Genomic DNA, 18,716 nt, shown 5'->3' on the forward strand with positions numbered 1-18,716 from the left:
GAACGGCTGCTCGACCTGGCAGGACGTGCCCGCGGTCCCGGTGGACGCGGCTGACGCGGGCGCGGTCGGAAGCCGGCGCCGAGCAGGCTCCGGATGCGACGCGTGTGCGGCCGGTATGCGCGAGGGGTGCGCGCGCCCCCTTCTCGGGGATGCGGGGGGCGAATGTCGGCCTTCGAGGATGGCGACAGGCGCCGGCGACGAACGGCAGAACGGCGCCCGAATCCATCACATGAGGAGATCCCATGTACGAGGGCGACCTCTCGCTTCTTGAGGAGATCGAGGAGCAGGACTTCGAGGGTGTGGCGTACGGCGCCTGCACCACGAACACCTTCTCCCTGTCGGACGCGCTGTCCAACACCGGCGGCTGGTGCACGCTCACCGTCGAGTGCGAAGCCAACTGTAACTGACCCTGTTCAACCCGAAGGAAGGAACCATCATGCAGGACGAGAAGGACATCCTCGGAATGTACGACGAGGTCGAGCTCATCGAGCTGAGCGAGGCCGACGTCAGCGGTGGCACCACGCCGGTCTCCATCGCGGTGTCCGTCGCGGCCAGCGTCGCGTTCTGCCCGACCACCAAGTGCACCAGCCAGTGCTGAGTTCTCTGTAGGTCGGTGTAAAAGCGGGCGGGGCGGAATGGATCCGGAAAACCCCCAAGGATCCCATTCCGCCCCGTCGTTTGGGGGTCACTTTTCATCGCGTGCAGAAGGACAGGCATGAAAACTGCAATAAACTTCTATCCGGAGTTCGACAGCACTGAGATCGAAGAGACGGTAACGCCGCTCGCACCCTTCGACGACGAGGTTCTCGCCGTCGTCAGCCAGAGACCCGAGCGGCCCGGCCCGGATCCCGCTCCGGCACCGCTCCGGCCCGCCGTCGTCAAGGACTGGCTGGCGGCACCGGAGGAGTACCCGTTCCAGCACGTGGTCCGGACGGTGGCGGCGGGTGTCGCGGACGGCGACCCGCTGGCCGCCTTCCCGGACCTGTTCGCCGACGCGGACGACGCGCTGGTCGAACTGCTCAGCAGGGCCGAGGTGCGCGTCCGCGAGATGTACACCCGCCCGCAGGTGGCGGCGGTCAACCACGCCCGGGAGAAGGGACTCCTCCAGGGCGACACGTCCGAGGAGCGCTACCGGTTCTTCGTGCACGAGGCGGTCCGCACCTCGTTCACCGACGCCAGCGGCCTCAGCTTCCCCGTGCTGCGGGACCTCACCCCGGTGGTGCTCGCCGGCGCGGTCGGCAGCGTGGTCGAACTCTGCTCCAGGGTGGTGGCCGACCGCCAGGCGCTCCACGACGCCTTCGGCCTCGCCCCGACCGACCGGCTCGCCTCGTTCGGTGCGCCCGAGGGCGACACCCACCACCACGGGCGGGCCGTCTGCGTGCTCACCTTCGCCTCCGGCAAGCGCCTGGTCTACAAGCCCAGGGACGTGTCCTGCGAGGCGGCGTTCGCGACGCTCGCGGACGAGCTCAACGCCACCATCGGCACCCGTCTGGTGACCGCGAAGGTGCTCGCCCGCGAAGGCTACGGATACGTCGAGTTCATCGAGGCGGAGGACGTCTCCGACGTCTCCGACCGCTTCATGCGCGACAGCGGCGAACTGGCCGCCGTCCTCTTCCTGCTGAACGCGCGCGACATGCACTTCGAGAACATCGTGCCGACCCGGCGCGGCCCCGTTCCGGTGGACCTGGAAACGATCATGCATCCCGAGCGGATCCATGTCGGCCCGGTCCCGGAGGCCGAGTCGAACGCCTACACCGTCATCAGCCACTCGGTCTACGGCGTCGGCATCCTGCCGCTGGTGATGCCCGGCAAGGAGAGGCACTCCGGCCACGTCGACCTCGGATTCCTCGGCGGCCCGGGACGCGGCACCTCCCCGTTCAAGCAGATGAGCTTCGAGGAGCCGTACACCGACCGGATGAAGCTGTCCCTCAGGTCGCAGGCGGCGAGCGGGCGGCAGACCGTGGTGGGCGAGCGGACCGAGGAGGAGATACTCCGCCTCGGCCAGGAGATGGCGGACGGCTTCACCCGGGTGTACCGCGCCGTCCTCGCGCGGCGCGATGAGTGGACCGCCCTGCTGCGCACGGTCACCGAGGGCGTGCGGATCCGCTACATCCACAACCCCACCGCGCTGTACGCGCAGACGCTGCGCATGACGTTCGGGCCGAGCGCGCTCGACGACCCGGCCACCTACCTCGCGCTGCTCAAGCGGATCGCCATCGCCAGCAAGACCTCCGACCTGCGCATGATCGTCTCGGAGCTGCGCCAGCTCGCCGAGCGCGACGTGCCCTACTTCACGGTCAGCGCCACCGGCAGGGACGTGCGCGACGGGGACGGCGTGCCGGTCGGCGCGGACCTCGCCGGCTCGCCCCTGGACCTCACCCTCGACAAGGCCGCGCACCTCAGCGAGCTGGACCTCGCGCAGCAACTGCGGCTGATCCGCTCGGCGTTCACCGCCCAGTTCCCCGACAACCACCTGCCCTCCGCGGACGGCGCGGACGCCCCCGCCGCCGGCCGTGCCGCGCCCGGGGAGCGCCAGGGCCTCGTCTCGCTCGCGCGCGAGATCTGCGACGCCCTGGTCGCGACCTGCCTGCCCGACCGCTTCGCCCACCTGCCGCGCACCTGGATCGGCCCGCTGGCGTCCGCGGAGGCGGACCGGCCCTGGCCCCCAGGCGTGCTGGGCTACGACCTGTACACCGGGCGCACCGGGCTCGCCCTCACGCTCGGCGCCGCCGGGCGGGTCCTGGACGACGAGCGCTACCTGCGGGTGTCCCGGCAGATCTTCTCGGCGACCGCCGACATCCTCGCCGCGGAACGCTACGAGGCCCGCAGCCTCCAGCAGGCCGGCTACAGCGGGTACACCGGCATGGCGGGCATCCTGTTCGGCCTGTCCGTGACGGGCCGCCTGCTCGGCGAGCAGGACTGGGTGCACGCGGCCCAGGGAGCGGTGCCGCTGGTCCTGGAGCAGATCCGCTCCGAGCGGATCGACCGGCTTCCGCTCGACGTCATCAGCGGCCTCGCGGGGGTGCTGGGCTGCGTGCGGGCGATCGGCGGTCCGCACGCGCGGGACGCCGCCACCGAGGTGGCGACCCTGCTCACCGAGGCCCTCCACCAGGGCGGCGCCAACGCCCAGGCGCTGCTGGCCCAGTCGGGGTTCGCGCACGGTGTCAGTGGCGCCCTGCACGTCCTCAGCGAGGCACGCCCGCACCTGCCGGCCGACCAGGGCCCGCTGGTGGAGAAGGTGCTGGCCTCGCTGGTGAGGCGGCTCGACGCGTTCTTCGACCCGGGGGAGCGGAACTGGCTGTCCCGGCTGACCGGGGAGCCCAGCTTCTCGACGGGCTGGTGCCACGGCGCGACGGGCATCGCGCTGGGCCTGTCCGCGTACGCGAAGCTGCCGGGTGCCGAGGACGTCACGGCCACCCGGGACCAGGCGATCGCGCAGACCCTGCGCCTCGGCTTCGGACGCAACCTGACGTGGTGCCACGGCGACCTCGGCAACCACGCCGCCCTGCGTTCCCTCGCCGGCTCCGCCGGGACACCGCTCGACGCGGAGGTGGACGAGCAGGAGCGCAGATGGCTCCAACCGGAGGTGTTCCGCCACAAGATGGCGGACCCGCGCAGCCGCTACGCGCACACCAACAGCCTCATGGTCGGCAGTGCCGGCATGGCGCTGCACCTGGTCAACCGGATCGACCCGGACCTGCGGGTCTGCCCGGTCACGCTCACCGTCGGAGGTGGCCGGCCATGAGGATGCCCCGCCGCAAGTCCACCGGGCGCCGGGTGCCGACCGTCACGCAGGTCGCGCAGACGGAGTGCGGGCTCTGCTCGTGCATCGCCGTGCTGCGCTACTACGGGCGCGCGGAGGAGATGACCAGCGCCCGCGAGGTCATGGAGGCCGGGCGCGACGGCCTGTCGGCCAGCCAGCTGGCGAAGTACCTCGAATCGCGCGGCATGCGGGTCAAGCCGTACCGCGTCAGGAACATCGCGGCCCTGGAGAAGTTCACCTCGCCGGTGATCCTCTACTGGGAGAACTACCATTTCGTCGTCCTGGAGAGCTTCGACGGCCAGTCCGCGGTCCTCATGGACCCCGCGGTCGGACGCCGCCGGGTCAGCCGCGCCGAGCTGGAGAAGAGCTTCAGCCACATCGCCCTGTCCGCCGAGCCGGCCGAGGACTTCGAGAAGACCCGGGCCAAGCCGTTCGCCGAGTGGCGCAAGTTCCTGCTGCTCACGTCGGAGACCAAGAAGCGCATCGGGCTGGTGGCACTGCTGTCCCTGAGCGGGTACGGGGCGGTGCTCGGCATTCCCGTGCTCACCCGCTGGGCGGTCGACAAGTACGCCCACTGGCACGGGTTCGGCGATCTCGCCACCCTGCTGTTCGCGGTGCTCGGCGCGGCCGTCGCGTACTTCGCCCTGCACCTGGTCAGGGTCATCCTGCTGTCCTCGCTGATCGCCGTGCTCGGCAAGGACCTGATGAGCCAGACGTTCGCCAGGCTCCTCAACCTGCCGTTCCGGTTCTTCACCACGCGACCACCGGGTGAGCTGCTGTACCGGCTCAACAGCGTCACGTCGGTACGGGACCTGATCTCCTCCCGGGTCGCGCAGGGCGTGCTCGACGTGGGCACGCTGATCTGCGTCACGGTGTACCTGCTGGTCACCGAGTGGCATCTGGGCTCGGCCGCGGTCGGCATCTTCCTGCTCAACGCCCTGTACCTGGTGAAGACCCGGGTCCGGGTGACCGAGGTCGTCGACTCCGAGATCGCGTACCTCACCAAGGCCCAGGGCACCCAGCTCGACGCCATCGTGTCGATCCCCGCGATCAAGATGGGCGGCTACGCCAACGAGTTCCTCGCCGGGTGGAACGAGACCTACAGCAACTCGCTGAAGGCGATGAAGACCCGCATGCGCCTCCAGCAGGGGCGCATCGCGGGCCTGACGAGCACCACCCAGATGTTCGGGCCGCTCGTCCTGCTCCTGCTGAGCCTCTACCTGGTCAACCACGGCCGCATCTCGCTCGGGGCCGGCGTGTCGGTGCAGGCGATCTCGGCGACCTACTTCGCCCTGGCGAGCTCGGTGTTCCAGACGTACACCTCGTTCAACGAGGTCTCCCGGTACGTGGCCCGGCTCTCGGAGATCTCCGACGAGGAACCGGAGTCACCGGGCGGCAGCCGTACCCGGCTCGACTCCCCGTCCATCAGCCTGAAGAACGTCAGCTTCCAGTACACCAGGCACAGCGACCTCGTGGTCCGGAATGTCACCATGTCCGTCGGCCCGGGGGAGCGCGTCGCCCTCGTCGGCTCCTCGGGATCGGGCAAGAGCACCCTCGGCCGGATCATCTGCGGGCTCTACGAGGCCACCAGCGGCACGATCGACTTCGGCGGCCACGACATGGGGGAGTACGACAGGAGCTCCCTGCGCCGCACCATCGGGTACATCCCCCAGGAAGTGCACATGCACAACCGCACCATCCTGGAGAACCTGACGCTGGGCAAGGACATCTCCGAGGAACGCGTCCGCGAGTACTGCGACAGCGTGGGCATCCTGGACTTCATCAACGACCTGCCCATGGGGTTCAACACCCTGGTCTCCGAGATGGGGGCCAACTTCTCGGGCGGGCAGCGGCAGCGCATCGCGATCGTGCGGGCCCTGCTGGGAAATCCGCAGATCCTCGTCATGGACGAGGCCACGGCGGCGCTCGACACCATCAACGAACGCCGCGTCATGCAGATCATCGAGGACCTCGGCGCCACGCAGGTCGTGATCGCGCACCGCCTGGCCACCGTCCAGTCGGCCGACCGGATCTACGTGCTCGACAACGGCTCGATCGTCGAGGTCGGCACGCACGAGGAACTCCTGGGCGAGGGCGCCGTCTACGCGAACCTGTACGGCGAGGACCCGATGGGGGACGTGCTGGTGGGAGGAGAGCGGGCATGACCGAACCCGAAGTGGCGGTGGCCGAGTTCCTGCCGTTCTACGAGAACCGGATCCCGCGCCGGGCGGTGGCCGAGCGGCTGCTCGGCCCCATCTCCCGGGTCGCCTCGGCCGAGCACGCCGAGGCACTGGTCGACCAGATCTGGGAAGACCTCGTGCTCAGCGTGGAGGGGCACTCCCTGCGCGTGCTGATCGGCGAGTTCCACGAGTTCCGGGGCCGGCTGGGGCTGCCCATGTCCGGCGAGAGCGACGAAGCGCTCCAGAAGTTCCGCCGGCATCTGGCGGACCCGGACAGCGGACGCGACCTCCTCGCCCGCTACGAGGTGCTGGACCGCCGCCTGACGGTGATCCTCGACCACTTCCTCGACGCCTACGACGAGCTCTTCGCCGCCTACCGCGAGGACCGTCCGGCGCTCGTCGCGTGCGGCCTGCTGGACAGCGCGGACGAGTCGCCGGCGGGCCTGTTCGCCACCGGAGGCGACCCCCACAACGACAACCGGCGCGTGATCGGGGTACGCCTCGCCGGGGGCGGACGGCTGGTCTTCAAGCCGCGCACGCTGGTCACCGACACGTTCGTGCGCGACCTCTACGCGGCGGCCCAGCCGTATCTCATCCACTCCCTCGACGCGTGCGTACCGCTGTCGCTGACCGTCGGCGGCCACGGGTGGCAGCAGTTCGTCACCCCGTCGGCGATGACCGAGAAGGACCAGCCGGAGCGGTACTTCTACCGGTTCGGCGCGCTGTGCGCGCTGTTCAGCGCGCTCGGTTCGTCCGACCTGCACGACGAGAACCTGCTGGCCTGCGGCGAGCACCCGTGCGTCATCGACACGGAGATGGTGCTGCGCCCCGACGTGAGCGCGGGGAACGTCTCGCTGGAGAAGCGGCTCATCAACCACGTGGAACTCTCCGTGGCGTCCACGATGCTCGTCCCGCACGTCAGACCCGACTCGCCGATCGACGTGATCATGGCGGGTGTGGGCGTCGGCAACGAGCAGGTGTCCGGCAAGCTGAAGAAGACCGTGATCCAGGACCCCGGCACGGACGCCATCCGGCTGCGCTGGGAACCCATCGTGTACCGGCACAAGGACAACGTGCCGCGGCTCGGCGACGAGAAGCTGGCGTCGGTCCGGTACTTCCGCCACATCACCGCCGGGTACACCGACGCGCTCCGGGCCGTGCGGCAGCGCGAGGCGATCGAGCGGGTCCTCGACCGGTACGCGGACCTGCCGGTGCGCGTGCTGATCCGCTCGACGATGGTGTACGGGCGCTTCCTCGACGCGACGACACAGCCCAAGTACCTCCGCGACACCGCCGAGACGAACCGCTTCCTGGGCCTGCTGAAGCAGTACCCCCAGCACCTGTCGCCCGAGGCCTGCCGCTTCGTCGGCGAGGCGGAGCGCGCCGCACTGGACACCGGCAACGTGCCCTACTTCACGGCCCGGGCCGACTCCACCGAACTGTCCACGGGCGGCACCCGGCACCCGGGCGTGCACAGGTCGTCCCCGGCGGACTACGCCCGGACGGGCCTCGCGCTCAACGCAGGGCAGAGCGACGTGTACCACCGCTTCGTGCTGGAGGAGTGCTTCGGCGAGGTCGCCGCGGCCACACCCGGCGTGATGCCCGCCCAGAGCGTCTTCGCACCCGTCTTCGACGGCGACGGCGACGCCGACGCCGGCGGCGCCTGGTGGCCGCGCGTGGTCCGCATCCTCCAGGACACGCGGGTGACCCACGAGGGCGAGCGGGGCCTGGAGGCCGGCTGGATCGGCGGAGTGGGACCGGACCGCGGGGTGCCCACCATCGTCCCGGGGAACTACGCCTCGTTCCACGACACCGGAGGCATCGTCACCTTCCTCCAGGACGCGGCACGCCGCGACCCGGGCCTGCGGGAGGCGTACCTCAGCGCGGACCGCGGCCTCAGCGCGCTGCTGCCGGTGTACGGGGAGGCGCTGCTGCGCGCCCCGGAGAGCGTGTTCACCGGTGCGGCCTCGATGCTGCTCACGCGGCCGTTCGAGCAGGACCGCGACTGGGTGGCGCGGTTGCTGGAGCGCATCGAGGAGCGGATCGAGGCCGGCACCCTGGAGACCGACCTCGCCAACGGCCTCGCCGGGCTCGTCACGGCCCTGCTCGCGCGCCTCGAAGCCGGCCACGGAGCACTCGTCGACCAGGACCGCCTCACCGGCCTGTGCCACCGGGTGCTCGACCACGCGAAGGCGGCACGGGACCGCGCCTGGTTCGACGTGGCCCACGGCGACCTCGGGATGCGGTGGGCCGTGTCCCGCATCGGACGCCACCTGGGCGATCAGGCTCTGGTCGACGGGGCCGCGGACTGGCTGGCGGAACGCCTGGCCGAGGGCACGGTGCCGCCGGTTCCCGGCTGGTGCAACGGCAGCGCGGGGCTGGTGCTGGTCGCCGCGGACGTCCTGACGGCGGCCGGCCGGCCGGAGACGCTGACGGACGGCCGCCTGGCGGATCTGGTGGAACGGGCGACGCGGCTGCCGGAGCAGGGCCCCTTGGACCTGTCGGTCTGCCACGGCGCGAGCGGGGTGATCCAGTCGCTGATCGCGACGAGCCGCCTGCTGGCGGACCGGTCCCTGCTCGAACGGGCGGCCGACTACCGGCGGAAGGTGTCGGTGGCCGCCCGCGGCAGCGGTTTCCACACCGGCTGCCCGGGAAGGACCTCGCTGCTGGGCTACATGTTCGGCTGGTCGGGCATCGGCCACACCGATCTCCTGCTGAGCGAGGCGCTCGACGGCACCGGTAGCGCGTTCATACCGGTCGCCCTGACGGCTCCGGGCACGCAGAACCCGCACGTACCGCAGGCACCGAGCGAGGCCGCCGTACCCGGAGGCCCTCGATGACGACCCCCCACGGAAAAGGATCACCGTCATGAGCAAGAGCAAGTCGACCAGCGTTGCAGCCTCGTTTCCGCTCATCATCGGCGTCGTCGTCGCGGCCGCCGCCATCACGCAGGACAACTGGGGCGGCGCCGTGCTCGGTCTGGTGGCCGGCGTCGTCATATCCCTCGTGCTGTCGATGATGGCGCGCCGCCGGAAGAGGTGACGGGGATGAAGTACTCCGTCCTCCTGCCCGTGGTGCCGGTCCGCCCCGAGCAGGCGGTGCTCTTCGCGAACATCGTGCAGTGGACGGGCGCCGAACGCCTGTGGCAGGGGCAGTCGCTGGTGCTGGACTCCCACCACACCGCCCAGTGGCTCGCCGGCATCGGCATCCGCGTCCCGACCGGGTTCGGGGTGTCCCTGATGCCGATGCGGTCTCCCTACCAGGCCGCCTTCGAGGCGCGCTCCGTCGCGCTGGCCACCGGGCACTCCGTCGTGGCCGGTTTCGGTCCGGGACCCGAGGTGTTCCAGAAGGCGCTCCTCGGCCGGCCCTACGCCAGCCCGCTGCTCGCCTCGCGGGAGTACGTGAGGATCGTGCGCGCGCTGGTGTCGGGCGAGGACGCCATGGTGGACGGGGAGTACTTCTCGGTGTCCGCCCGGCTGGTACCGCGGCCCGCCCCGCCGGTGTCCGTGGGCCTCGGCGTGCTGCGCCCAAAAATGGCGGCGCTCGCGGGCGAGCTGGCCGACCAGGCCATCACCTGGATGTGCTCGGCCGACCACCTCGGCGAGAGTCTGATCCCGGCGATGCGGGCAGCCGACCGCAAGCTCGAACAGCCGGTGCGCACGACGGCCATCGTGCCGCTGGCCCTCGCGCGCGAGGGCCGCGACGTCACCGCCCTGGTGGAGGCGGCCTGCGGATCACACCTGAAGGCACCCCACTACCAGGACGCGCTGCACAAGGCCGGCATCACGGTGTCCGGGCAGGGCGGCGGGCAGGACGCGGCCCGGCTGCTGGAGGCGGGCGTGTTCCAGTACGGCACCGTCGAGCAGATCCACGACCGCCTTGAGGAGTTCCGCGCGGCCGGCGTGGACGAGGTGGTCCTGAACACCATCGGTGTGGCCCAGGTGCACGGCCCGAAGGCGGCGGCCCAGGATCTCCTGGAGATCCTGGGCAGCGCGACGGGCGTGTCCGCCGCGGACATCGGACTGAAGTGACGCTGGGGGCAGCCGGATCTTCCGGCTGCCCCCACGTTTCGCGTCCCCCCGACACCGCCCTTTCGGACGCCTGGGACTCCAGGACGCCTCAGGATGCCTGGGCCTCCAGGACGCCTGAGGACGCCCGGGACCCAAGGAGGCCTCAGGACGCCCGGGACCCCAGGACCCCGGGATGCGAGGCGTACCGCGCGACCAGCCGGAGGGCCTCGTCCCCGTCCCAGGTGAGCGCGGCGTTCCGCATCGCCTCGACGCTCGGCGGGACATCGAGCCCGAGATCGTTCACGAAGACCGTCCGGCAGCGCTTGATGATGCTCAGGGCACCCGCCGAGTCGCCCTGCACGCAGTACACCGCGGCCAGCAGCTCCCACAGGCGCTGCCGGTACGGCGTCTCCGCGATGACGGTCTCGATCCGGTAGGAGAGCATCTCGGTGCGGCGGGCGAGGACCAGAGCGGTGAAAAGGTCCTCGTACGTGTCGAGACGTGCGTTGCGCAGCCCCGTCGAATGGGCGTCGAACCAGCGTGTCATCGGCAGGTCCTGGCCGAAGGAGCCGCGCCACAGCGCGAGGGCGCCCTCAAGAACAGTGACGCTCCCGTCGATGTCACCGCGCGCGAGGCAACTCCGCCCCTGCCGTGAGGCCAGAGCGAACTTCGGCAGATCGACCTCATCGGGTGACGCGTCGATTTCATAACCGCTCTGAGCGCCGCGGCACGTCTTGATCCTGCGGCTCAGTCCCGGCGTGGCCATTTCGAGATGGCGGCGCAGTCCGGTGAGATGGCTGCGGATGTTCGCCTTGGCCGATTCCGGCGGGCTGTCCCACAACAGATCGCTCAGTTCCGTCATTCCGACCGGCTGTCCCGTCCGCAGCAGCAGGGCCGTGAGAATGGCGCGCCGGACAGGTGAACTCACTTCGATGTCTTCCACCACGCGGAGCGGACCCAGAATTCTGAACAGCATCGTCGTGCACACCCCTCAGACGAGGGGACAGCGCGAACATGTGAACACCGAGTTCCGGCGTGCCGTACGTACGACGTTCGGGCGTCTGATGGCAGAGCTGGTCGCAATCACAATTCCCCCTTGGTAATGCCTGTTCTCGATGGTCTGGGCGGCTCGCCCACGGCTGTGACGACGTGGAAGGGCAGGGCCCCGCGGCGTCCTGGCACCGGACCTGCCGGGGCGCGGACCGGCACGGGCGGACGGCGCGTTTCGGCGAGTGATCGGGGCCGGGGCCGGTGAGCGTCCGGGCGCCATGGTGTGACGGCGCGACGAAGCGACGACGGACGTCACGGCCGGGCCCGCCGACCGGTGTCCGAGGTGCGAACCGGCGTCCGAGCCGGCCGAGATGGCGAGTCGCCGGGGCCGCCGGACGGTCGCCGGCGGCGGGCCCGCCGGGCCGCCCGGGAAGCAAAGGGCCAGGTGAAGTCCGCTGGCCCGGTGGCGCCCCGCGTCGGAATCGGCCCCCCGGCGGGCCTAAGCGCCCCGTGCTGGGGTGGCGAACCCGGCGAGGGCGGGGGCGGACGCGGTCAACGCGGCGGCCACCTTGCGTGCGAGCACTGGCGACATGGCTGGGCTCCATTCCATGCGTGAACGACGACCGTTGCTGCGGTGCGCATGGAGCCAGTGGTGCCGGCGGCTCCCCCGTCCGCTTCGCGTTACTCCGCTGCCGCGTGCGACCGCTGAGTCAGAGGCAACCATCCCGGTATCCAGCCTGTCCGCATCCGACAACGCCAGGAACCTGCCTGGCAGGGAGTTGCCACATTCAGCGGAGAATAAAACGGCGCGGATGGCATCGAATCCCTCACCCCGTGCCGTACGCGTCCCCGCGTCCGATCCCCGGCCCCCCTCACGTTCTCCCGGAGCCGAAGAGCGGCGATCTGCACTTTCGCGGCGGCATGCACCGCGTACAACGCGACGCGCTCTCATATCCCGGCCTATTCCGATGCCGACCGGGACCGCATACGAGAACTCCTCCGTGAGCGCCGCGCCCCGAAGTCGAGCGTGGACACCACGCCGTGCGCCGGTCTACTGTGCGGCGAACGGCAAATGCGTAGGCGCAAAACGCCAGCCGTCGTGACCAGTTAATTCTTGCGCTTTCCGGAACCACGGCTAGGGGGGCACGCCATGGTTGTGCGTGGCATCGTCAGACAGCACCTCGGCATGCTGATCACCGCCATATTCCTTGGTCTGCTGGGGGCTGCCGCGGCCCTCTCGCAGCCCATGCTCATCGGGGAACTCATCAAGGCGGTGTCGGCGCACCACTCGCTCGTCTGGCCGCTGCTGTCGATCATCGGCCTCTTCTGCCTCGACGCCGTGCTCGGCGCGTCGCACATCTACCTGATCGGACGGGTCGGCGAGAACGTCGTCTACGGAATGCGCCGTGCGCTGACGATGCGCATCCTGCGCTCCGACACCTCGGCGTTCGCCGGCATGGAGCACGGCGACGTCTTCACCCGCCTCGTCACCGACACGTCCGTGGCCCGCATCTCGCTGACGCAGTCGGTCGCGCAGATCGTCACCTCGCTGTTCACCGTCGTCGGCGGACTGTCACTGATGGCCACGCTCGACTGGCACCTGCTGCTGCTGACCGTCGGGTGCCTCGGCACCGCCAGCGCGCTCTCCCTGCTGGTGGCCCGCCAGGTGCGCCGTGCCGCCGTGCTGAACCGCACGGACACCAGCGCCTTCGGCTCCCGCGTCCAGCGGGTCATGGGCGCCATGAGCACGGTGAAGGCCTCACGTGCCGAGCAGCGGGAGACCGAGGAGGTCAGCGCCGCCGCGGACCTGGCCCGCCGCTCCGGCATCCGGGTGGGCGCCCTGACCGCGATGATGTCGCCCGCCATGAACGTCGGGACGCAGGCGTCGCTCGCCGCGGTCATCGGCTGGGGCGTGTCGCGGGTGGCGGGCGGGGCCCTGTCCCTCGCGGACCTGACGGCCTTCGTGATGTACCTCTTCTACCTGGTCGCCCCGCTGGCCCTGGTGTTCATGTCCATCGGCCAGTTCCAGCAGGGCCGCGCGGCGATCGACCGGGTCGAGGAGCTCGCCGGGATCGAGCAGGAGGAGACCCGGGCACTCGACCCGGCGCCCCTCGGCGAGGGACCCGCCATCACGTTCGAGAACGTCACGTTCCGCTACGCCGATCCGGCCGCCGAGCCCGCTCTCGACCAGGTCTCCTTCGAGGTGCCGAGGCGCGGTCTGACGGCCATCGTGGGACCGTCCGGGGCCGGCAAGACCACCGTCTTCAAGCTGGTCGAGCGCTTCTACCGCCCGCAGTACGGCGCCGTGCGCCTGAGCGGGGCCGACGTGGCGGACATGCCGCTGGACCAGATACGTTCCGTGGTCGGCTACGTCGAGCAGAACAACCCGCTGCTCCGCGGCACGGTCCACGACAACCTCACCTACGCCGCCCCGGGCGCCGCGCCCGCCGCCGTCACCGAGGCCGTGGAGATGTCCGCCCTCACCGACGTCGTGGACGGGCTGCCCGACGGCCTGCGCACCCAGCTCGGCGAGCAGGGCGCCGGCCTGTCCGGGGGCCAGCAGCAGCGCCTGGCCATCGCCCGCACGCTGCTCCAGCACCCCCAGGTCATCCTGCTCGACGAGGCCACCGCGCATCTGGACAGCGACGCCGAGGCCCGGCTCATCGACACCGTCACCGGTGTCGCCAAGGACTGCGCGGTGCTCATGATCGGGCACCGCATCTCCACCGTCATGGCGGCCGACCACATCATCGTCCTCGACGGCGGCCGGGTACGGGCGGTGGGCACGCACGACGACCTCATGGAGAGCGACGAGCTGTACCGCCGCCTGGCCACGCGGCAACTCGGCCTGCCGTCCCTCCAGTCGGCCGGCTGACGGGCAGGCGCCCCCTGAACGTGGGCGTGGCCGCTGCCGACACCGCGGCCACGCCCGCAGCCACACGCACGGCCCGCGTCCCGGCTGGGGCGCGGGCCGCGGGCGCCTGCGATCCGCCTCAGCTCGCGGTGATCCGCCTCAGTTCGCGCCGACCGTCTGCTCGATCCAGTCCAGGTGCGGTGCGATGGCGGTGTAGACGGTGAACCCGGCGGCGCCGCAGTCCCCGATGGGCCCCCGGCTGGTCACCGCCACGACCGCGCCGTCCACGAGCGCGGGCGTGCCGGAGTCGCCGTTGCAGGCGGTCGCGGTGGCCGTCTGCGCCACGCACAGCTCGTCGTCCGCGCCGCACTGCCCCTGCACCTCGGTGTCGAGCTGCTTCAGCAGCCGCGGGGACGTCGGGTTCGTGGAGCTGTCCATGCCCCAGCCCAGCAGCCGGATCGGGCCACCGGTGGGCATGGACCCGATCCTCATCGGCTCCTCGGCGGCGGGGCGGGCCAGCTTGACCAGCCCGAGGTCGCCGTCGGGCGCCTGCACGGCGGCGGCGACACCGATCACCTCGCCCCCGGCCGTACGGTCGTTGGAGCCGACGCGCACCGGATCGCCCGGCGCCACGTCCGCCACGCAGTGCCCCGCGGTGACGACCCACTGCGGCGCGATCAGCCCCCCGCCGCACCCGTCGCCACCGTCGTCGTGACCGAGGTCGGCGATCCACGGGTACGACTCGGTCGCGGTCTGCCCGCCGATGATCGCCGACGCGGGCCCCGCGGCGAGCCCGAGCGCGGCCCCCGACGCGAGCAGCGCCACCAGCAGCTTGCGCATGCGCATGTGCTTCTCCTTGTGCGGAAACGGATGCGGCGAGCGTAGGAACGGGGGCCGGTGCTCCGGAACGCACTCAGGGCCCATCTTGGGGGTCGTACTTCCGGGGGACGGGGAGTGGTCTTCCGGCGGACGGGGGAGCGGCGGATGGGCCGCAGCGGCGTTGCAGTCCCCTCGTGCGTGGCGAGGTGCCCGAAATCCAGTGGAGCGGGACCGCCGTGGGCCCTTACGGTGCTGCCGAACCGAGTCGTCCAGGAAAGGACGTGCCGTTGTACACCGTGTGAGACCTCCCGAGTGCTGATCTGTCGCGCGTCGCGCATGTGCGCCGCGCTTCTTTCTGCTGCGGATTTCTCACAGAGACCGGTGTACTTCTGTGCTCACGGACTGGGTGGTCATGCCCACCTGCCTGCCGCTCGTTCTCCGCCGTTGCCACGCGTGCGCGTCCGAGCGCCTGCGCCCGAACGGCAAGTTTCGCGTCAACGCACACCGCAAACTCATCGACGCCTGGCTCCTCGCGCTCTGCACCACGTGCGGGGAGACCGCGAAGCTCACGGTCCTGGAGCGGGTGAACGTGCGCTCCGTCCGGCCCGAGCTGCTGGACCGGCTGCACGACAACGACCCCGGCCTGGCGGCCCAGCTGCTCCAGGATCCGGTCGTACGGAGCCGTAACCGCATAGCCCTCGACTGGGACGGTGCCTGGTGCCTCGACACCGGCGGAACGGATCACCTCGACCGCGAGGTGATCGACGTCTCGGTCCGCTTTGCCGCACGGGTCCCCGTCCGGCCGGTGCGGTTGATCGCCGAAGGCTGCGACCTCTCACGGGCCGATGTCGAGAGACTGATCACGGAAGGGAGACTCGTTTCGGCGGTCCGGCTGAGCGGCAAGCTCTCCGGCGACTTCACCTTCACGCTGAAGCGCTGAGACGTCTCCGGGCCCGGGGCCTGTCCGGCAAGCTCCGCCGGACAGGCCCTGGGTGCGGTGACCCGCGGAGTTGTTCATTGCGGGCTCTGCGGGCGGCGTAGGTGTACAACGGCACGTCAGAGAGACTGCGACCGAACGGCTTCGTAGGCTTGTTGCAACCGCTCTGAGGCAGTTGGGCTCTTCGGGTTCTCGCGCGTGACGCCGAGGTGGATCTCGCGCAGCTCGTCCATGAGCTCGCTCGCGAGGTGCGGGGAACCCTCCGCGAGAATGCGGGCACGCACCGCGAGCTCCGGGGTTGTGGGACGGTGCTGTACCCCCCATGCACCGAGGGCGACCATCACGGGGAGAGTCTGGATGCCGGCTTCGGTGAGGGAGTAAGTCGCTTTCTGGCCGCGAGTGGCGTCGTCGCGGCTGAGCAGGCCCGCCTCGACGAGCTTGCGCAGGCGGCTGGCGAGGACGTTGGAGGCGATGCCCTCGTCGTTCCGGGTCAGCAGATCGCGGAAGTGACGACGTCCACCGAAGATCACGTCACGAAGCACGATCAACGTCCATGCGTCGCCCAGGACCTCAACCGCGGCGTTGATCGCACAACCCGAACGCGGCTCCTTACGCATCGCGCACCTCCTGAGTGATTGCGACTCGCAACTGCTCCATTGTAGGGTTCATCAACCGGTTGCAGATCGCAATCACTTGTTGGAGGCAGATCCATGGCCAAGGTCCGAGTGCACAACTTCCTCGTCTCCCTCGACGGCTACAGCGCAGGCGAGACGATCACGTTGGACGCACCCATCGGGGGCGCCGAGCGGCTGTTCGCGCGCTTCGACGGGCGGGTCATCCACGGCGTGGAGGCCGTGGACGACCCGATCACCCTCGATCGCGCTCTCACGAGCACCTGGGGTCAGGGCATCGGGGCCGAGATCATGGGCCGGGGCAAGTTCGGTCCGCAGACCGGCGAGTGGACCGACGACGACTGGCAGGGCTGGTGGGGCGACGCACCTCCCTTCCGCACGCCCGTGGTGGTGCTCACCCACCACCGACGTGATCCCATCCACTTCGACAACGGGACGAGCTTCCACTTCCTCGACGCCACGCCCGGGGACGCGCTCGAATACGCCCAGGACCTCGCAGGCGGCCGGGACGTGCGCATCGGCGGTGGCCCCTCCACCGTCCGGCAGTTCCTGACGGCCGACCTCATCGACTTCCTGCATCTGGTCACCGTGCCCATCACCCTCGGCACCGGGGTCTCGATGTGGGACGGGCTGGCCGAAGTCCAGGACCGCTTCACCATCGAGTCGGCGACCTCGGCAAGCGGCCTCACCCACCACTTCTGGAACCGAACCGTCACCAGCTAGCCGGGTTCGGCCTCCCGGCCGCCGCCGCACGCCCGTGTGACGTGGGCCGTCGGCGAGGTGGCAGCGGAGCTGCTCCTTCCGACTCGGCCGGGAACGCATCAAGGCGCTTCCGTGGCGCACTCCGCCCACACCGTCTTGCCCGGACCCACCCGCTCGCGCACGCCCCAGCGCCGTGCGAGCGCCGCGACGACCAGCAGCCCCCGGCCGCCCTCGGCCGGCGCGACCGCTTGCGGCGGCTCCTCCGGCCGCCCCGGATGCGTGTCGGACACCTCCACGCGGACCACGCCCGCGGCCCGGTCATGGCTCAGCTTCAACTCGAAGTCCCGCCCGGGGACGCGCCCGTGCAGCACAGCGTTCGCGCACAGTTCGGCGACGACCACCGCTACGGCGTCGGACGCGTCGGAGCCGTACGGCAGGCCCCACTGGTCGAGCCGGTGCACGGCCAGCCGGCGCGCGAGCCGTGCGCCCCGGCGCGTCGACGAGAACCGCTGGGCGAACACACTTACGGTAACGGCCCCCTGGGGCCCCGAGACTGACATGCCCTCAGCGTTCCGGGGCGCATACGGTCCCAACAGGAACGACGCCCATACAGATCACGTTGTATCGGTGCACGCTCTGGACTGGCCGGGTGACAGCGCGTAACGATGTGGCGCTACGCACTGAATGGGGGCGACGATGCCGGCGGAGAACTCCGGGGACGGGACGACGACCAGCGAACCCGAACTCTCGGACTCGCTCAAGACGTTCGGGGCGGTCCTGAAAGCGCTGAGGGAGGACGCGGGCCTCACTCAGGAGGAACTGGCCCCGAGGCTGCGGTACTCGACGGCGTACGTCGCGAAGTTCGAGCAGGGCAAGCGGTTTCCTCCGGAGGATCTTCCGGTGCGCGTGGAGCCGGTCCTCGGGCGGACGGCGGGGAAGGTGCTGGGGGCGGCGGTGCGGAGCCTGCGGCGGAAGCCGGGCCTTGCTTCCTGGTTCCTCCAGTGGGCCGGTATCGAGGAAGAAGCCATCTCCTTGTACGCGTACGAGTGCAGGGCGGTGCCGGGGTTGTTGCAGCCGGAGGGGTATATCCGCGCGATCTTCGAGCAGAGGCTGCCGCCCGTGACGGAACAGAAGCTTGAACGCGAGATTGCCGCACGGCTGGAACGCCAGCAACTCATCGCGCAGAAGCCGAACGCGGCGTTCAGTTTCGTCATCGAGGAGTCGGTGCTGCTACGGGGCCTCGGAGGGCCTTCCGTGACGGCAGAAGTTATCGACCACTTGCTGGTCACCGGTCAGCGAACCAACGTTGAGATCCAGATCATGCCTCTCAGGCAGGAGGACCACACCGGGGCCGACGGTCAGTTGTATCTGGCTGAGACTCCGGAACACGAGTGGTTCGGTTACATCGAAGGCCACCGGTCGAGTGCTCTGATCACGGCTCTCAGGGATGTGAGTGTGCTCCAACAGCGTTACAGCAAACTGCGTTCCCAGGCCCTGGACTGGCGGGCTACTGTGAAGCTGCTGGAACAGATGCGAGGAGCGCTATGACCACCACCCCTGAGCTGAGCTGGTTCAAGAGCAGCTACAGCGGTAGTGAGGGCGACAACTGCATAGAGGTCGCCCTGAGCTGGTTCAAGAGCACCTACAGCGGCGGCGACGGCGACAACTGCGTAGAGATCGCGATACGCCCCACCACCGTCCACATCCGCGACTCCAAGAACACCGCCCGCCGCCCCCTCACCGTCACCCCCGCCGCCTGGTCGGCGTTCACCGCTCACGTGCGGTAGCGCGGTCTGCTGGCTACTCTGGGGGATCGGGTAGTCACTGAC

Annotated in this window: 16 protein-coding genes; 12 read left to right on the forward strand and 4 right to left on the reverse strand. The window is 70.2% G+C overall.

What is annotated here, in order from left to right; translation table 11 throughout:
* The first annotated feature begins 242 nt into the window (after positions 1–242).
* From Sm713_RS11395 to Sm713_RS11425, 7 genes are all read left to right on the forward strand, one after another.
* Positions 243–407 carry a plantaricin C family lantibiotic gene (locus Sm713_RS11395; RefSeq protein WP_212909505.1) on the forward strand — a complete coding sequence of 55 codons (165 nt, stop codon included), beginning with the start codon at positions 243–245 and terminating at the stop codon, positions 405–407.
* A gap of 29 nt (positions 408–436) precedes the next feature.
* A complete protein-coding gene (locus tag Sm713_RS11400) occupies positions 437–598 on the forward strand; it encodes a class II lanthipeptide, LchA2/BrtA2 family (RefSeq protein ID WP_212909506.1) in 162 nt (53 codons plus the stop codon).
* 117 nt (positions 599–715) lie between these two features.
* Positions 716–3,745: a type 2 lanthipeptide synthetase LanM family protein gene (locus Sm713_RS11405; protein ID WP_212909507.1), complete on the forward strand. Its 3,030-nt coding sequence runs from the start codon at positions 716–718 to the stop codon at positions 3,743–3,745.
* The gene (locus Sm713_RS11410; RefSeq protein ID WP_249416231.1) at positions 3,742–5,928 is read left to right on the forward strand and encodes a peptidase domain-containing ABC transporter; all 2,187 of its coding nucleotides are present in this window, start codon (positions 3,742–3,744) and stop codon (positions 5,926–5,928) included. The genes Sm713_RS11405 and Sm713_RS11410 overlap by 4 nt, the downstream gene beginning before the upstream one ends.
* Positions 5,925–8,783 (forward strand): type 2 lanthipeptide synthetase LanM, encoded by a 2,859-nt coding sequence (gene lanM, locus Sm713_RS11415; protein ID WP_212909508.1) that lies wholly within the window; start codon positions 5,925–5,927, stop codon positions 8,781–8,783. The genes Sm713_RS11410 and lanM overlap by 4 nt, the downstream gene beginning before the upstream one ends.
* A gap of 28 nt (positions 8,784–8,811) precedes the next feature.
* The gene (locus tag Sm713_RS11420) at positions 8,812–8,985 is read left to right on the forward strand and encodes a hypothetical protein (RefSeq protein WP_212909509.1); all 174 of its coding nucleotides are present in this window, start codon (positions 8,812–8,814) and stop codon (positions 8,983–8,985) included.
* 5 nt (positions 8,986–8,990) lie between these two features.
* A complete protein-coding gene (locus tag Sm713_RS11425; protein ID WP_212909510.1) occupies positions 8,991–9,974 on the forward strand; it encodes an LLM class flavin-dependent oxidoreductase in 984 nt (327 codons plus the stop codon).
* A 142-nt stretch (positions 9,975–10,116) separates the two neighbouring features.
* Here the strand turns inward: Sm713_RS11425 and Sm713_RS11430 are convergent, their stop codons facing one another.
* On the reverse strand, positions 10,117–10,881 hold the full coding sequence (locus Sm713_RS11430; RefSeq protein ID WP_249416232.1) for a BTAD domain-containing putative transcriptional regulator: 765 nt from the start codon (positions 10,879–10,881) through the stop codon (positions 10,117–10,119).
* A 1,212-nt stretch (positions 10,882–12,093) separates the two neighbouring features.
* Here Sm713_RS11430 and Sm713_RS11435 point away from each other — a divergent pair.
* Positions 12,094–13,818, forward strand: a complete 1,725-nt coding sequence (locus tag Sm713_RS11435; RefSeq protein ID WP_212909512.1) for an ABC transporter ATP-binding protein — start codon at positions 12,094–12,096, stop codon at positions 13,816–13,818.
* A 138-nt stretch (positions 13,819–13,956) separates the two neighbouring features.
* On the opposite strand, the gene Sm713_RS11440 is transcribed toward Sm713_RS11435, so the two are convergent.
* Positions 13,957–14,643: a trypsin-like serine protease gene (locus tag Sm713_RS11440; protein WP_212909513.1), complete on the reverse strand. Its 687-nt coding sequence runs from the start codon at positions 14,641–14,643 to the stop codon at positions 13,957–13,959.
* Positions 14,644–15,007: 364 nt separating this feature from the next.
* On the opposite strand from Sm713_RS11440, the gene Sm713_RS11445 reads away from it, so the two are divergent.
* The gene (locus tag Sm713_RS11445; protein ID WP_212909514.1) at positions 15,008–15,556 is read left to right on the forward strand and encodes a DUF1062 domain-containing protein; all 549 of its coding nucleotides are present in this window, start codon (positions 15,008–15,010) and stop codon (positions 15,554–15,556) included.
* 116 nt (positions 15,557–15,672) lie between these two features.
* Here the strand turns inward: Sm713_RS11445 and Sm713_RS11450 are convergent, their stop codons facing one another.
* On the reverse strand, positions 15,673–16,170 hold the full coding sequence (locus Sm713_RS11450; RefSeq protein WP_212909515.1) for a helix-turn-helix domain-containing protein: 498 nt from the start codon (positions 16,168–16,170) through the stop codon (positions 15,673–15,675).
* 93 nt (positions 16,171–16,263) lie between these two features.
* Between Sm713_RS11450 and Sm713_RS11455 the strand changes: the two genes are divergently transcribed.
* Entirely contained in the window at positions 16,264–16,908 is a 645-nt protein-coding gene (locus tag Sm713_RS11455) for a dihydrofolate reductase family protein (protein ID WP_212909516.1), read from the forward strand.
* Positions 16,909–17,006: 98 nt separating this feature from the next.
* Here the strand turns inward: Sm713_RS11455 and Sm713_RS11460 are convergent, their stop codons facing one another.
* On the reverse strand, positions 17,007–17,408 hold the full coding sequence (locus tag Sm713_RS11460; RefSeq protein WP_249416233.1) for an ATP-binding protein: 402 nt from the start codon (positions 17,406–17,408) through the stop codon (positions 17,007–17,009).
* A 175-nt stretch (positions 17,409–17,583) separates the two neighbouring features.
* On the opposite strand from Sm713_RS11460, the gene Sm713_RS11465 reads away from it, so the two are divergent.
* The gene (locus Sm713_RS11465; protein WP_212909518.1) at positions 17,584–18,435 is read left to right on the forward strand and encodes a helix-turn-helix transcriptional regulator; all 852 of its coding nucleotides are present in this window, start codon (positions 17,584–17,586) and stop codon (positions 18,433–18,435) included.
* On the forward strand, positions 18,432–18,674 hold the full coding sequence (locus tag Sm713_RS11470) for a DUF397 domain-containing protein (protein ID WP_212909519.1): 243 nt from the start codon (positions 18,432–18,434) through the stop codon (positions 18,672–18,674). Before Sm713_RS11465 ends, Sm713_RS11470 begins: the two co-directional genes overlap by 4 nt.
* Positions 18,675–18,716: the final 42 nt, after the last annotated feature.

It is taken from the genome of Streptomyces sp. TS71-3 (assembly GCF_018327685.1).
GTDB lineage: Bacteria > Actinomycetota > Actinomycetes > Streptomycetales > Streptomycetaceae > Streptomyces.

Bases quoted from the DNA above. Each gene is read 5' to 3' on its own strand.
- Sm713_RS11465 (WP_212909518.1), top strand. From the start codon at position 17,584: ATGCCGGCGGAGAACTCCGGGGACGGGACGACGACCAGCGAACCCGAA.
- lanM (WP_212909508.1), top strand. From the start codon at position 5,925: ATGACCGAACCCGAAGTGGCGGTGGCCGAGTTCCTGCCGTTCTACGAG.
- Sm713_RS11425 (WP_212909510.1), top strand. From the start codon at position 8,991: ATGAAGTACTCCGTCCTCCTGCCCGTGGTGCCGGTCCGCCCCGAGCAG.
- Sm713_RS11400 (WP_212909506.1), top strand. From the start codon at position 437: ATGCAGGACGAGAAGGACATCCTCGGAATGTACGACGAGGTCGAGCTC.
- Sm713_RS11435 (WP_212909512.1), top strand. From the start codon at position 12,094: ATGGTTGTGCGTGGCATCGTCAGACAGCACCTCGGCATGCTGATCACC.
- Sm713_RS11470 (WP_212909519.1), top strand. From the start codon at position 18,432: ATGACCACCACCCCTGAGCTGAGCTGGTTCAAGAGCAGCTACAGCGGT.
- Sm713_RS11395 (WP_212909505.1), top strand. From the start codon at position 243: ATGTACGAGGGCGACCTCTCGCTTCTTGAGGAGATCGAGGAGCAGGAC.
- Sm713_RS11405 (WP_212909507.1), top strand. From the start codon at position 716: ATGAAAACTGCAATAAACTTCTATCCGGAGTTCGACAGCACTGAGATC.
- Sm713_RS11420 (WP_212909509.1), top strand. From the start codon at position 8,812: ATGAGCAAGAGCAAGTCGACCAGCGTTGCAGCCTCGTTTCCGCTCATC.
- Sm713_RS11455 (WP_212909516.1), top strand. From the start codon at position 16,264: ATGGCCAAGGTCCGAGTGCACAACTTCCTCGTCTCCCTCGACGGCTAC.
- Sm713_RS11450 (WP_212909515.1), bottom strand. From the start codon at position 16,170: ATGCGTAAGGAGCCGCGTTCGGGTTGTGCGATCAACGCCGCGGTTGAG.
- Sm713_RS11440 (WP_212909513.1), bottom strand. From the start codon at position 14,643: ATGCGCATGCGCAAGCTGCTGGTGGCGCTGCTCGCGTCGGGGGCCGCG.
- Sm713_RS11410 (WP_249416231.1), top strand. From the start codon at position 3,742: ATGAGGATGCCCCGCCGCAAGTCCACCGGGCGCCGGGTGCCGACCGTC.